Annotated in this window: 8 protein-coding genes; 3 read left to right on the plus strand and 5 right to left on the minus strand. The window is 68.1% G+C overall.

The annotated features are described in order from the left end of the window. Window positions 1–221: 221 nt before the first annotated feature. Complete coding sequence (locus ABEA82_RS33590; RefSeq protein ID WP_345665521.1) at window positions 222–1,103, plus strand: hypothetical protein; 882 nt, start codon at window positions 222–224, stop codon at window positions 1,101–1,103. A 232-nt stretch (window positions 1,104–1,335) separates the two neighbouring features. On the opposite strand, the gene ABEA82_RS33595 is transcribed toward ABEA82_RS33590, so the two are convergent. The 5 genes from ABEA82_RS33595 to ABEA82_RS33615 all read right to left on the minus strand — a co-directional run bounded on the left by ABEA82_RS33595 (window position 1,336) and on the right by ABEA82_RS33615 (window position 11,883). After that, the gene (locus ABEA82_RS33595) at window positions 1,336–2,652 is read right to left on the minus strand and encodes a hypothetical protein (RefSeq protein WP_345665522.1); all 1,317 of its coding nucleotides are present in this window, start codon (window positions 2,650–2,652) and stop codon (window positions 1,336–1,338) included. 1,662 nt (window positions 2,653–4,314) lie between these two features. Further along, window positions 4,315–5,346, minus strand: coding sequence for a hypothetical protein (locus tag ABEA82_RS33600; protein ID WP_345665523.1), 1,032 nt, complete (start codon window positions 5,344–5,346; stop codon window positions 4,315–4,317). Beyond that, a complete protein-coding gene (locus ABEA82_RS33605) occupies window positions 5,343–8,696 on the minus strand; it encodes an AAA family ATPase (protein ID WP_345665524.1) in 3,354 nt (1,117 codons plus the stop codon). The genes ABEA82_RS33600 and ABEA82_RS33605 overlap by 4 nt, the downstream gene beginning before the upstream one ends. A 38-nt stretch (window positions 8,697–8,734) precedes the next feature. Beyond that, window positions 8,735–9,904 carry an exonuclease SbcCD subunit D gene (locus tag ABEA82_RS33610; protein ID WP_345665525.1) on the minus strand — a complete coding sequence of 390 codons (1,170 nt, stop codon included), beginning with the start codon at window positions 9,902–9,904 and terminating at the stop codon, window positions 8,735–8,737. 77 nt (window positions 9,905–9,981) lie between these two features. Continuing rightward, window positions 9,982–11,883, minus strand: a complete 1,902-nt coding sequence (locus ABEA82_RS33615) for an ATP-binding protein (RefSeq protein WP_199782735.1) — start codon at window positions 11,881–11,883, stop codon at window positions 9,982–9,984. Between the two features lie 1,678 nt (window positions 11,884–13,561). On the opposite strand from ABEA82_RS33615, the gene ABEA82_RS33620 reads away from it, so the two are divergent. Beyond that, window positions 13,562–14,668 carry a hypothetical protein gene (locus ABEA82_RS33620; RefSeq protein WP_345665526.1) on the plus strand — a complete coding sequence of 369 codons (1,107 nt, stop codon included), beginning with the start codon at window positions 13,562–13,564 and terminating at the stop codon, window positions 14,666–14,668. A gap of 186 nt (window positions 14,669–14,854) precedes the next feature. Continuing rightward, window positions 14,855–15,169 (plus strand): hypothetical protein, encoded by a 315-nt coding sequence (locus ABEA82_RS33625; RefSeq protein WP_238996192.1) that lies wholly within the window; start codon window positions 14,855–14,857, stop codon window positions 15,167–15,169. The last annotated feature ends 96 nt before the right edge of the window (window positions 15,170–15,265 follow it).

Genomic DNA, 15,265 nt, shown 5'->3' on the forward strand with positions numbered 1-15,265 from the left:
CGCAGATCAGAAGCCTCGTCACCACCGCCGGAGGGCCCCCAGAAGCACTCTTCCCCCTTCTCAAAGAATCACCAACACCACAGCTCACACCCCACCCACCACACCAACTACGAACCTCTCAATCACAGCGCCCGCAGGCGGACGGCCCCAAACTGGTCTGCCCCTCGTGCACCGCCCGCGCCTTTCCCCTGCAGGCGTCCTCCGCACGGTCGGCCGCCCTGATGCATCTGGCCTGCCATGTCCGCGCGGACGCGCTGCCGGCGCACCTGCGCAGCTGCCAGTGCCAACTGCGGGGCTGCGTCTGGCATCCGCGCCATCGCGGCTGTGCCGGGCGGGTACTGCTGGCCCTGACCCGCGACCGCAGCGGCCGCACCTGGCGGCTGGCCGACGCGTGCGCGGCCTGCGCGGCTGCGATCAGCCACACCGCCGTGGTACCCGACACTCTGCTCAGCCCTCGCCGATCGGCCGCATCAGCCCCCGTCCCGCAGCGAGTCCACGGAGATGAGCCGCAACGGGTACGGGAGATGCTCACCCACCTCGCCTCCACACTCGGCTGCGTCACCTCTCCCGCCGCCCGGCTGCTGGCCCTGCAATGCGCCCTGCGCGCCGACACTCACGGCCGCGCCCGGCTGCCGGCCGGCCTGCTGCGTGGCATGCGCCTGCACCGGCGCGCCGAGGCGTGGCAGGAACTGGCACAGGACGGCTGGCTCGACCTGCCCGATCCCCGGGCAGCACCGTTGCAGGTGCGGTTGCTGGACGGCGCACTGAACCAGGCCCCGGGCCGTAGCGCCCGCCGGCGCGCCGCCCACTGGGCCCTCAAGCCCGCTCCGCTCATCGTTGCGGCAGCGGCAAAACCCGCAGACCGCCTGGCCGCGCTGGTCCTGGCCGCCCACACCACCGCGGCCGGCCCCGTAGCTGACATGGCCGTCGTGGCCCGTCTGTGCGGGCACTCCCCCCAGCAGACCGAAGCGCTGCTCGACCGGCTGGTCGCCGGCCGCACCCTGGCAACCTGGCACCATCAGCGCGATACCGGCGAGGTGCACTGGCAGCCAGCTCCCCTTCACCGGCCCGTCTCCGGCTCCACGGGGCCGTCTACGCACTGACCGCCGCCTGGTTCAATCTGCCTGCCGTCTCTCAGTCATGCGGCGGAGAAGAACGCAGACAGGCCCGATCTGCGGTGCATCAAAGACAGAGGGCAGGTGTCCCAGTAGCTGTCCTCGCTGTACTCGATGTGGCAGCCGAAGATTCCTCCGACCAGGGCAGCGACGTGATGCGCATGCTGATGCGCCTGGCGGGGGCCGCATCGTGTCGCGGAGGGCCAGGTCTGCGCGATCACTACAGGTTGCTGGCTGTCGGCTCAGCATCCTGTGTCCAGCGCATGTCCCACTTGGCCCAGGCAGCCGTTGCTTGTTCGCCCTGGGGCCCGATGTGCCGGAGGACCTCCAGTTGGCGGGTCCCCAGGACGGAACCCGAGATCTGGTTGTTACTGGCTGCGACAGTGAGAAGCTGCTGCAAGTCGTCTTCCGTCAAGCTGGGAGAGAGGGCGTTTACCCACTTCAGGACGGCCTCGCCGCCCTCGTAGGAGCTGGCGTCGGCAACCAGTTCGATGAGAGGCGGGATGAGTCGTCGGTCAGGGACATCGCCCAGAAATGGGGTGAGCTGCGCGAAGTGCATCTGACGGGAAACGAGAGGAATAGCTTCGCTGAGCCGATCGAGCAGCATACGGTCCACGGGAGCGGCGGGGAGGGCTCCGTTGTACAGCTGGTGAACGATGACCAACTGGTTGGCCGGCACGTTCTTGAGGAGTTCCTCGATGCGCGCGCGGGTGCCTGCGTGGAGGAGTTCCCAGACACCGGGCACATAGCAGAGCCCAGCCACCAGGGCTATTAGGCCTTCGTCGTCCAACTCATTCTGCTTGCGCTCCAGAACGGAGCGCGCATGCTCCTCGAACTCTCCAGGAGCGATCTTCTGCAGCTCTCGAGCCGTGCGGGTGTGGTTCCACCGCCAAGTGCTGTCCTTCTCCTGGTTGAAGGTCTCCTTGCACACCACTTTGATCAGGTTTGCCCGTAGCTGCGGCGTCCCGTGGTCCATGTAACTGGCGCGCAGGTGGTCAGCAAGGCGGCTGTCGTCCCGGGGGAACGATGCGGATGCGATGTCGCGACCGAATCGTTCCAGCGCTTTCCTCCCTGTTACCGCCTGATGCGACAGCACTGCGTCCACGGCGGCCCTCAGGTGGGCCCGCACCGACTCGGCCGTGGGGTTGAACAGATCATCACTGTCAGGGATGAAGGCCGGGTGTGCGCAGAGATGCCGGTCTTCGTACAGACGAAGGAGCTGGTCCCGCTCGTGCGAGCCGATGAGCTGGAGGTCTTGGTGGGCTTTGGTCAGCAACTCCCGCTCGAATTTCTGCAACTCGTTGATCTTGTTGTCTTTGATGGCTGCGTCGAGCTTGTCGCGGTGCGCCTTCGCGTTCGCGTCCCCCTCGTCGGCGAGGAAGCGAAGCTTTTCGATGAGATCCGCTGCGACGGCGATCCAGATGGCGATGAGTGCCGAGCGGTAGGCACCGCCGCTGTAGGCAGCGATGGCCTCGTCGATGTAGCGGCGCGATTTAGCCGATCTCACCTGGTTTCTGATGTCTTCCAGTGCGCGCACGCCCACCCCTTCAGTAAGTTTCTGCTGTGATCAGGTTAAGGACGTGGGCGGCGGACCATCAGCCGATATCGATCGTCCAAGCCGGATACTCACCCCGGGACGTCCATCCTCGAGGTGGGTGGCATGACTGTCTGCGATCGTCTGACCGGCAGTTACAAGATCGACGGAACTTCCACCATGAACTCAGCCAGCGGTCCTAGCTTGAAGGGAGCCTCCTGCTCGGTGGTGGAAGGGGCGGGAACGTGCCGAGCGCCGCGCCCGGCCGGAAGGGCGGGGCGCGGCGCTCCGGGGTGGTCCTACTTGGTGGTGGGGTCGGTGACCACGAGGAACTGGTCGGTGCTCAGGTCCATCACGACCTGAGCGTTGGTGCCCTGGGCGCGCTGGGCGGCGGCGCACTCTTCGGTCGGCCAGGAGCCGCGGGGGCCTCCGGCGGGGAACCGCTCCAGGAGGTTCGGGCCTGAGCGGTGGTGGCGACCATCAGGTGTCGCCGCCGTTCACGCGTTCGTGGATGTCAATGAGATGGGCGATGGTGTCGGGGTTGTCCGCTAGGCCGACCCACGAGCGTGGTGAAGACGGGGATCTGGTCGCGGTCGGGGTCGAAGATGACGCAGTAGTCGCCGTACCTGTCGAGCACCCTGTCCCGCAGGACCGGACTTCAAGGGCGTCGAGGGTGAGACGGGCGTTCTCGCCAGGTGCCGGCGGCTGGAGCAGGGTGCCGGTCGCGCGCAGCAGGTCGCGTGGCTGTATGCCGGTCAGCAGCTCGTGGGTGATCCGGGGGTTGCCGCTGGTGCAGGTGATGACCGCGTCGGGGGCGTCCTTGGCGACGGCCTCGACGTCGGCGGGTCGGACGATCAGTTCGAAGGTTGCGGTGCCGTGCGGGCCGGGGGCGGGGATGGCGTCGACTCAGCCGTCGACGGCGCAGTGCTAATGATGAACCGCGCCGTAGAAGCGGTCGAGAGCCTTGCGGCGTTCCTCGGCGTCCGGGGAGCGCAGCGCCCACAGCAGCGCCGGTACCTACTCGGCCGAGCCGTACGCGTGCTCCATCGACGCCCAGTCGATGTCATGAAGTCCGTCGAACATGATCAGAACCATGCCAGGCGGCACTGACGAGGCCTGCGTGCTCACGTCCGCCCACGGCAGAGCACAGGCTCTGACACGAGGTAGCCATGTATGCAGCCTCTACCACCAGGACGGCCGGAACGGCGTCCTCGGCTGTCCACTCCCCCTCGAACCAGACGTCCGTGCTTGGTGCGGGCCTTGGCGAGCCAGGCGCCGATCTTGACGGTGTCTCCGTCGACACGGATCGTCTCGCGGGCGGCAGGGGTGCAGCCTTCGCGGTGCAGGAAGAGTTCCAGGAGCTGAACGGTCTCCTCGAAGGTACCGCGGGCGCGACGGACGGGGGTGAACGGTTTGGTGCCGGGGGTGAGGCCGAGGGCGGCCATCAGTTGCTGCTGGCCGGGGTGGAGGGGGCCAGGTGGTGAGCTGGCGGTGCAGCCAGGAGCCGATCTTCACCCCGGCCAAGAGGGTGGCGCAGGTGAGTGCGGCGGGGTCGGCGCCGGATGCGAGGTGGGCGCGCAGCAGGTGGTACTTGCCGTGCCAGTCCGCGCCGTGCAGGAGGCGCCAGTCGGTGCGGCGCGGAGCGGAAATGCGAGGAACTGCGGCTCAGCTCACCGCTGCCACGCGTAGGGCCCTGCTGAGCAGGGCAGGGTTGCCCAGGCGGCGGCGCAGTTCCCTCTCCAGCCCGGCGACCGGCACCAGGTTCTGGGGAGCCCGGGCGTCTTTGTACTCGCAGCTGGCGTACCGCGGCAGTACCAGTTGCGAGAGGTTGGCCAAGGCGATCGCCTCCGGGGCGGGGATGTCGGCGGCGCATTCCAGCCGTACTATTCCGGCCCACGGGGCGCCGGGCGTACACGGTAGGCGTAGGTACCAGGCGTGCCGGTCCCAGGAGGTGCCCATCAAGAACACCGGGGTACGTTCGCCGGCGGCCAGGGCGCTGACCATCGCGTGCAGGTCGGGCGGCAGGTAGGCGGTGCGGTGGGACTTGATGAGCCCCAGCGCTCGCGGCAGATGGGTTCGGCCGCGCAGCGGACCGTCCACCACCAGCAGGTCCGAGCCGGCGGCGACGCCGTGGCCGGCCAGGGCAGTGCGGGCGTTGGCGGCGACGAGAATTTCAAGGTCGCCGAGTCGGCGTTGCAGCGCCGCAGAGAGCAGCACTGCAAGGTTTTCTTCCTGGTCGTCAAAGGTGATGTTGGCCTGGTAGGTACCGGCCGTGGTGGGCACGTCGACGGCGTTGGTGGCGGTGGTGAACAGGCCGCGCCGGGATTCGATGGTCAGCAGGTGCGCGCCACGGTCGGGGCAGCAGCACACGGTGCCGGCTGCATAGGAGGCGCATAGTGCCATCTGGGCGTCGTCGGCGCGGTTGGCACTCGGGGCCGGTTCGGCGGCCGGGGGCTGCTCGATCCAGATGCGGGCTTCGACGCGGCGTACGCCGTCGACGAACAGGACTGCGCCGGGGTCGGTCACGTGGGAGGGCGAGATGGGCTTCCAGTCGGCCGGGGCGAGTTCGAGGTCGGGGATGACTTTGGCGGTCGAGTCCCCGATGGTGTTCTCGGCGTTTTCGACGCTGGAGCCGTAGGTGGGGTCCCAGCCGTCGACATGAAATCGCATCCGGGCCGCATGTGCCGTGCTTGTCATGTGCCTTCCCGGGTGACGACGGAAGTGTGGGGGTCGCGGTGTACTTGGAAGCGGACCGGCACCCGTTCGGCGAGCCCGGTGACGTGGGTGATCACCCCGACCATCCGCTCCCCTTGGGCGAGATTCTCCAGGGTGTCGGCGACCATCTCGAGCGAGTCGGGATCAAGGGTGCCGAATCCTTCGTCGAGGAATATGGACTCGAGCTTCGTCGCGCCGCCCATGCCGGCCAGCTGGTCGGACAGGGCCAACGCCAGTGACAGGCTGGCCTGGAAGGTTTCGCCGCCGGACAGGGTGCGAACCGAGCGTTGTGAGTCGGCGTCGGAGTGGTCGATGACGTAGAACTCGCCTTTGTGGTGGCTGAGGTCGAATCGGTCACCCGACAACCGGCGCAGCGACTGCGAGGCACCCGCGACCAGGGTGTCGAGGGCTGAATCGGCCAGCCACTGCGGGAACTTGTTGGACCGCATCAGCCTGGCCAGCTCGGCGGCCACCTGTTGCTGGGTGCGGGCGCTGTCGATCTTGTCCTGTATGGCGGCGGCGTCGGCGAGGCTGCGCTGGATCATCTCTACCCGGCCCCGGGCCCGCTCGGCTGCGACCGCTACCACCCGGGGGGCCTGGGCGGCGCGCTCGGAGCCGTCGCCGAGGTCTTGGGGATCCAGGTCGTGGTCGCGCAGCAGACCCTCCAGTTGGCCCAGGAGCTGCTCGGCTTCGCTGTGTGCGGTGTGGGCGTCGACTTGCGCGCGCAGGGTGTCCGCCTGCCGGTCGTCGGCCGCGCGGATGGCCCAGGCGGCCAGGCTGGCCCAGGCGGCGGCGAGGTCGTCGGTGTCCAGGCTCGGCGGGTTAAGGGCCGCCACCGCGTCCCGGGCAGCAGTCAGCTCGGACCAGGCGGTCGCGGTGCGAGCCTGCCACTGCTGCTGTTCGGCCTCCGCCGCCTTGAGTGCCTCGCGTGTCTGACTTGCCTCGGCTGTGGCGGTCTCCACGGCCGCTTCGAGGCGGTCGCATTCCTCCAACAGGCCCGGCAGTGCATCTGCGGGCGGCGCCTGGTCCAGCAGCGTCTGCAGTTCACTCAGGCGGTCGTTCAGGGTGCTCTGCGCGTGGTCGGCGGCTGCGCTCTGCTGGACGGCGATGGTGTGGACGCTGTGGGCGGTGGCGTGTGCTTGCTCGGCTACTTCCAGCGTGGCGGTCGCGTCCTGGTGGGCCTGATGCGAGGTGGCGGCCTCGGCCTGGGCGGCTGAAAGGTCGTCTTCCACCGTGGACCTCTGGGCCTGGGCCCACGCTTCCAGGTAGGACCAGGCGGCGGTCACGTCATGGGTGTCGACGGCAGGCGGGTCGAGTTCGGCCAGGGCGCCCAGCTGCGTGTGGAGTCCGCTGCGGGTGCGATCGATCTCCCTTTGCAGCGTGGCGACGGCCGCAGTGGCGGAGGTGTGCGCGGCTTCGGCCTCCTGTACCGCGGCACGTGCCTGCTGCTCGGCGGCGACCAACTGGTCACGGGCTGCAGCGCGTTCGTCAAGATGGGCGCGGTCGGCGTCGCAGTCGCGTTCGGTGTCGGCAGGACGATCGGGCAACAGCGTGCCCAGCCGCTCATCGAGCAGGGTGCGCCGCTGGGTCAGGGTGTCCGCGGCGCGCTGCTTGGCGGCAACCGTCGTGGTGGCGGCCTGACGCTGGGAAAGCAGGTCACGGTGTTCGCGGACCGCAGCGTCACGCGCGGCCTGGGCGGCGGCCAGGGCCGGGTCGGACAGCGGCGGCGGGAGGATGGTGACGCTCTGCTCGCAGACCGGGCAGGCGTGGCCCACCTGGAGCTGAGGGCGTAGCTGGGCGGCACCGGCGAGGGTGCGGGCTTCCTCGAGGGCGGCCGTGGCCGCGTCGAGACGCACCTGCGCGCCGGTGACCGCACTGTCGGCCTGGGCGACTGCCTCCACGGCGTCATCCAGCTCGCTGGTGGCGTCGGTGAGGGAGCTGGTGACGTGAAGGAGCTGGTCGAGTACCTCGCGCGCCTCGGTGAGCCGGCTGCCGTCGCCGGCGGCGGTGAGCGCGGAAGCGGACTGGTTGTGCCGGTCGCGGGCCGCGGCCAGCTGGGTGGCGGCGGCATCGGCCTGCCGTGCCAGAGCCACTTCCCGGCTGGTCAGATCACTGACACCGTCGGGGGTTCGGACGGGAGCCAGCATCTGTTGGCGACGCTGCAATGCCGCGTACGCCTGTTGTACCCGGTCGCGGCGGCCGCGGGTCTCCTCGGCGGTGCGGCGGGCCTCGGTGACGGCGTCTGCCAGCGCCCGTAGCCGCTCCTCGCTCTGCGCCAGCTCTTGGCGGGCACGCTGCGCAGCCGCGATGACTGCGTCGCGGCGCCCGACCAAGCCGGCCTTCTCGGTGTAGCGGTCGCGGGCAATGTTGAGGACAGCGCGCTGCGGGCCGGATTGGGCAGCTTTGGTGGCGTCGGCCAGGGTCTGGGCAGCCGCGTCGGCGGCGTCGCGGGCCTTGTGGGCGGCTGTCTGGGCCTCCACGGCACGGCGCTGCAGCTCTCCGATGCCGTCCGGGGTGCGCAGGGGGGTGAGCCGGGCGAGTTCGGTGCGCAGAGTGGCGACACGTGCGTGGGCATCGCTGGCGCGGGAGTGTGCCTCGGCGACGCGGGGCACGAGCTGGTCGACGGTGGCGGCCAGCTGTCCCAGTGCCGAGAGGCGTGCCTGGGCGTCGGCCTCGGCTTGCGGGGTAGCGTCGGCGTGCCGGCTCAGCTGGTCGGTGAGGACCGCGATCTCCTTGGCTGCTTCAGCCGCCTGGGCGCCGGCGCGTTTGCCGATGCCTTCGTAGTGGGCGGCTCCGAGCAGCTTGAGCAGGATCTGCTGCCGGTCGCGGGCGTTGGCGGACAGGAACCGGGCGAAGTCGCCCTGGGGCAGGACGACGCACTGGCAGAAGTCGTCGAAGGACAGTCCGAGCAACTGCTCGATGGCGGCGTTGAGTTCCTTGATTTCTCCGGCCAGTACTTCCGGCTGTGGCCCGTCTGCGTCGGTGACGACCGCCGTGGGGTCGGCGAACTTCACCAGGCTGACGGTCTTTTGCTGGATCTGTTGGCCAACTCGGCGGACCTCACGGGCGACTTGGTAGCGCTGGGATGCGACGTCGAAGGTGAGCGAGACCGTGCAGCGGTTGCTCGTGGGGGCGAGCGCGTAGGCGATGGCGTTGCTGCGGCCCCACCGGTAGGCCGAGCCGTACAGGGCGAAGGTCAGGGCGTCGAGAACGGTGGACTTGCCTGACCCGGTGGGGCCGACGAGGGCGAAGTAGTCGGCGTCGGTGAAGTCGACCACGGTGGGAGCGCGGAAACCGGCGAAGCCGTTGAGCTCCAGGCGAACGGGACGCATGTTGAGGGATTCCTTTAGCGGGTGTCAGGGCCGCTGGGTCAGGAGCGGGCGGTCGAGCGGGTCAGGTCGTCGTGCAGGTGGTTGAACAGGGCCGTGACCCGGTCGTCGCTGACGCCGACGCTGTGGCAGTAGTCGGAGAACAGTTGCGCAGGCGTCTTGGTCGGCTGGTGGGTGGCGATGCCCGCCGTGGCGCCGGTGCTCGCGTGGTCGGGGAGGATGCGGATCTCGAGGGCGTTAGGGAGGGCTTCCAGTAGGTCGTCGCGCATGCCGGCGTAGGCGGGCTGGGTGATCACGAGCCGGAGGTAGTCCTCGCCGTAGACGGCGGGGTCGGCGGTGAGCTGGGCGACGGTCCCCTCGATGGTGCGCAGCCTGCGGCCGGCAGTGACCGGGATGTCGGTGATCTTCGCGGGGGTGCCGGGAGAGGCTTCGACGAGGCAGACCACGTGGGTGTTGTTCTGCTCGCCGAAGTCGATCGCATAGGGGGATCCGCTGTAGTGCACCGGGCAGGCGGCCGGGATCGTCTGCCGGCGGTGCAAGTGGCCCAGGGCCACGTAGTGCGCTTCGACGGGGAAGATAGCGGCGGGCACGTGGTATTCCATGATCGATTGGGCTGCCCGCTCGCCGCCGCCGAAGACGCCGCCGGTGCACGTCAGGTGGGCCATGACGATGTTGACGGCGTCGGAGGTGAAAGCCCCTGTCAGGTTGTCCAGGACATCTCGGATGAGCTGGTCGTAGGCGCCGACGTTCTGGGACGGGGTGTTGGCGATGATCTCCGCGGCGCGGACGGCGTAGCGCTGGGAGAGAAACGGCAGAACGGCGACGTTGACGCGCTCGTCGGTGGACTTGGCGCGGAAGCTGTGCACGCCGCCCTTTGCGGCCGGGCGGGCCTGGCCATAGACGTGGATGCCGGCGATGTCCATCAGCGGCTTGTAGGCCTCGAGTGTGGCACCGTGGTCGTGGTTGCCGGCGATCAGGACGACCTCGATGTCCTGCTTGGCCAGTTGCAGCAGGGTGCGCACGACAAGCCTTTGGGCGTCCGCGGTGGGCGCGGCGTTCTCGTAGAGGTCGCCAGCGATGAGGACGGCATCGACGTCGTTGCCGACGGCTATCTGGGTGATCTCACGCAGTACGCCTGCCTGCTCCTCGAGCCGGTTACGGCCCTTGAGGGTCTTGCCGACATGCCAGTCGGAGGTATGCAGAAACTTCACCGGGTCGGTCCTTTTCGGATGGCTGAAGCAGAGCAGCGGATTGCGTCAGGCGTGATCTGAAAGCGCGTCGGCGGACGTCAGAAGGGCGGCTCGTCGATGGCCCCATCGTCGGGGTCGTCGAACCACGAGTCGCTCTGGGTCTGGGGCAGCTTGCTGAACGGGTCCGGTCGCGCCGCACCACCGGCGTTCGAGTCAGCAGGCGAGGTGCCGGTAGTGAAGGTGGGGTCGGCGACCTCGGAGAGACGGGTGGCCCAAGCGGGGAAGGGGAATTCGACGGCCAGCGGCACCGGGATCTCGGGCTGGGAGACGAACATGGTGCCGGGCTTGGCGAGGGTGGCGCGCTGCCGCTGCGAGGTGGGCAGGAAGCCATACTCAGGGCGGCCGGCCTCGGCGGGATCGAGCCGGCCGACGATCTTGATCGAGGAGTTCGACACGATGCGCCGTTCCACCTCGGAGGCGGTCTGCTGAGCGCCAATGAGGATGATGCCGAGCGAGCGGCCGCGTTCGGCGATGTCGAGCAGGACGTCCTTGATCGGTGAGGAGCCCTCGCGGGGCGCGTACTTGTTCAGCTCGTCGATCATCGTGAACAGCAGCCCGCCCGGACCGGCTTGCTCCTTGCGGTCGGTCTCCGCGGCTAGCACGACACCCACAACGAAGCGTTGGGCCCGCTCCGGCAGGTTGTGCAGATCCACGACGGTGACCTGCTGCCCCGAGGTGTCGATGGAGTGCGTGACCGGACGGTCGGTGACCGTGCTCAGGTCGCCACGAAGCAGGGGGCCCAGCGGCCTTTGGGACGACCGCAGCCGCCGCACGAATGCGTTGACGGTACCCATTCCCACCGCCGGCCCCGCCCAGTGGGCGCGTGTGCCCTCGTCGGTGACCTTCTGGGAGATGAACTCGATCATCTCTGCCCAGGTGCGGATAGTGGTTCCGTCGATGGCGACCGCGCCGTCGTTCCCTGCGGCCTGGGCCTCGTGGCGCAGCCGGCTGGTGACCTGGTGCACGACGATCGTGTACTGGTTCTTCTCGTCTTCGACGTCGGCGAACACGTACGGGAGCAGTTCGCGTTGGCAGAACTCCGCGAGCGTCCACCAGAACGCGGTGACGCCACTGGTCCGGCCGGTGACGTGGGGGCGGCCGGTGGTATCACCAGGCAGCGGCGGCGCGTAGAAGCCGGCGGAGGCAAAGGGTCGAGCGGGCAGGCCGAGCCGCGCGTACGCGGCGCGTAGCGTCTCGTCGAGGCGGGTGTTGGGCTGGTCGACGAACAGCAGGTCCTCGCCCTTGACCGAGAAGATCAGGGCCTTGGCGTTGACCGCGCGGCCTCCCAGGGCACCCGAGGTGAACAGCGAGTGCAACAGGAACAGCGCGAAGCTGGTCTTGGTCGCCACCCCGGAGATGCCTGAGATCGACACGTGGGCGCCGCGGGTACCGTCGAGGAACTCGAGGTTGAGATAGATCGGTTCGCCGTCACGGCCGATGCCGGCGGGGATCCGCGCGTCCATCTTGTCGAAGTACAAGGCGGCGTCCCGGTCAGCACCCGCCGCCCGGATCGCGACTGCGCCGGGGCGTGGCGGGACGTAGCACTCGGGCTCGACGCGGGTGGTGGTGACCTCAGCGATCTCCTGCACGGTCGCCGGCAAGATCCCGTCCGCAATGAGGAACACATCCGAGCCGAACGCGGCGCCCTCGTGGCGGGCGACCACCTCCGTCACCACCCCTGAGGTGACGACCTCGCCGTAGCCGGGGATCTGCCGACGGGTGCTGACCACGTCGTCGAGCTGCAGATACGCATCTGGGGAAAGGGCGACGTGAAACTTCAACGGTGTGGAGTCCTCAGTGCCTGCAACCTTCCCGACCTCCTGCTCGACACCGCCACTGGGGGGCAGGCCTCCAGGCGGCTGCTGACTCGTCAGGGGCGCTGAACCGCGGCCTGAGGTAGTGCTTTCGACGCCCGGGGTTTCGGAGTCGGTGTCGGTCATCGGCGGTCCCTGTGCCTATCTCATCGTGCGGCGGGGCGGCCCTGGCGGCTGGCGGTGACACCGTACGCCGGGGCGCCGAAACTACTGGGCAGTTCCACAGATTGCCGGGACTCCAAAGACGCCCAGTCCCGACGGGCACAGGGGCGGCTTACCCTGCAGATGCGCAACCCGGGCAAGGCCGGTACCCGTCAGTCCCGCCCACCGGTCCCCCAGCTCTTGAGCTCGCAACCGGACGCGTGCCAGAGCTCGTTGGCTAACTTCCCCCGCTGGAGCACTCCACCATCGACGCCGGACCACCCACGTGTTGGCCGAAGGCGCGTCGCTGATCGCCGACGGGTGATGTCGTGGTCGGTTTATCCGCGTCACAGGGCACAGGCGGATGGCGTCGGCGAGAAGCGGTCCCGCCCTGTTGTTCGTTCTCCCCGACCGCAGCATGGGTGGCCGGGCCGAAGTCGGCCTGCAGACGTACGGCCTGAACCGATCGTTCTGCCGAGCGCAGCCGAAGAGCAGGAAATTTTCGGCACACAGACATGCCAGATACATCCGCACCCCCGGCGTGCTGGGCCCGCACCACGAACGGCACAGGCGGTGAATAACCGCCTCAAGCACCCCACCCGCACGCGGTCTGCGCGCATCCTACACACGATCCCTTCACCATGCACACACATTTCGCAACCTCTCGCACCACCCCTGGAAGCAACACGGCGGCGGCCTCCCGAACGCAGCGCTGATCGGTCACGCTGCTGCGCGTCCCAGGTGAAGCTGTCCGGTCGACTCCGCTTCCCGGCAGACGTGCGGTCCCCTTCACTGAGCCCAGGCGCAAATGCTGAACGAGGCTGCTCGCTCAGCGGTGGGCTGCCATATGGTGGAGGCGGCGTGGATACCTCGGGCCACACCAAGGAAGAGCAGCCCCAGTGAGGCGGCCGATGCGACCCACTCCCCAGGCAACCGCGGCGCCGGTCACCAACATCGTCCACACCCACGGCCGCACGCAGTACGTGCACATCGGGAGTCCAACGGGGCTTGCCACCCTGAGCTGGCCGCTGCAGGCAGAAGCGTCGTAGGGACGCCGCCGCCCGGCAATGCCCGTTGCCTTCGGAGTCCTGTGGTCTTGGAGCGACGGGTACTGGGGGCCGGAGCTGTCAGACTCGCCCTGCGGGACACGTGCCGTCACGCGCTGGACGACGGTCGGTACGGCAGCCTGCTGCTTCCAGCCCCCGCTCAGCAGTCGCTGTTCGATGCGTTGGATTGAGACGCCTGACACTCAGACGACGATGCCCACTGGCACTCCCCCGCAGACCATCAGTCGCCGACCACAGCGCCGACACTTTCCCCGCGCTGATCTCGAGCCCCGCCTCCGCCAGCAGCCGGCGCATCTCGACCGCCTGGAGCAGGACGAGAGGCGTCGGCAGAGAGGATCAACATTTCGTGACCTTGGTCCCCTTGGTGTATCAGTCCAGAGGTCCCCGTGGTGAGCCTTCTGGCGGCCGGGTGTTGGCCAAGCGTGCAAATGACGTGCAGCGGCGGTGGCCAAGAGCGACGATAAGGGCGGGCGAACGGTCGTGACTGTTGTTCCGTGTCTACAAGTCGTTGCCTTCCTTACAGCCTCGGGGAGCACGGGTGTAGCGATCATGCCGGATGTTCTCCCTGGAATCGCGTTACCTGCTGGAGGAACCCAATGACCGATCGGCCTGGACCGCAGCTGCCCGACGAGCCCGAAGGCAGCGCGGAGCAAATCCCGGCACCGGCGGCCATGCCCGTCGTGAGTGCGAAGAAGGCGGAGCGTCCGTCCCCTCGGCCGGATGTGTCCTACACTCCCGTGTCCAACGGCATGGACTACCTGGTGAGCGTCTTTCAACACCTGACGGAAGGTGCGACACCTCCGAGCGCCCGTGACCTCAAGTACACGGTGCTTCACCTTCAGGCGGCCACCGAGGTACTGCTCAAGGCCCGTCTGGCGCGCGAGCACTTTAGCCTTATCTTCGCCGACCCCACCGAGGCGACTCACGACGCGTGGCAGAAGGGCGACTTCAAGAGCTGCGGCACCCTGGACGCGTTCGACCGGCTCCGCAACATCGCCCGCCTCGCAATCGAAGAGGACGACCGGAAACGGATCAAAGACCTATCGGACCACCGCAACGCCCTTCAGCACTACGGGCTGAAGCACAACGCGTACGCCATCGAGTCGCGTGCGGCGAGGGTGCTCGACTTCCTGATCGCTTTCATCCACAGACACCTCATCCCGGAACTCGAACCCGCCGAAGCTAAGGGCGTCGAGCAAGACATGGACTCGTTCCGGTTGAAACTCAAGGGCATCGAGACGCTGGTCAAGCAGCGCATGAATAACCTCCGGAGCGAGCTGGCCAAGGTCACCGACGTGACGGTGAAGTGCCCCGACTGCGAGCAGTGGGCCTTGGTCGCTAACGGCAGGGACGAGGGCCCGACCTGCCTGTTCTGCCACCAGGTATGGCCGCAGGATCCAGAGTCCGCAGCCGCCAACTATGCATGGATCATCTTGGGGCTGGACAACTACTCCGCCATCACGGACGGTGGAGACTCTCCGGTGGTCGAGTGTCCGGACTGCGAAATAGGCGCTCTGGTGATCGAAGCGGTGACCGCGGCGGGCCAGCCCGATGCAACGCCGCTGTGCTTCTCGTGCGGCACCGTATTCAAGAACTTGATCGACTGTGAAGGTGGTTGCGGGACTGTCCTCGACATCGGCCCCGACGAAGATGCGATCCACATATGTCGCAACTTCATTGAAAACCGCTACGCGCGGTTCTGATGGCCAGGCCCAGCCACTCGTCATTCGCCCCTCGTGAGAGGAGCCCATGGCTCGACGGCCGCACGAGGCAGCCCGGCATGAATGTGCGCTCCTGACGGGCTGTCCAAATGGAGATGGTCACCCTATGCGATCACTCGCAGGACGCCGCACCTGCCCGCCATGCTCAACCCGAAGGGGGGATCCCGCGTGATCGTGCTGCCGCTCGTCCCCGATGTTCCCGTCTACGGCATCGGGACGGCAGACCAGCCGTTCCCGGCAGTGGTCGGTATTGAGGAGCCGTTCGACTCGGCGCACGCGGAGATTCCGAAGGAGCTCCGCGAAAGGAAGGAACGCATCGAGGCGTTCACCCAGCAGAAGCGGACCGCGGTGGCGGCGGTGAACAGTGGGGTGCCGCTGGAGGAGGTGGCCCGGTGGGCGGAAATGCCCACCGAGGTGCTGAGGAGGATGCTGACGGCAGGCAAGCAGGAAACATGCGGTGGTACTGGCATCACAGGATCGTGAGGCTCACGGACGCGGACCCGACGCTGGAGGCGGCGCCGAGCACGAACCGCTGATCCAATGCGGCCTGCTCCTTCACGCACCGGTTGGCAACCGCCG

Origin of the sequence: Streptomyces venetus (assembly GCF_039540295.1) — a bacterium.
GTDB lineage: Bacteria > Actinomycetota > Actinomycetes > Streptomycetales > Streptomycetaceae > Streptomyces > Streptomyces venetus.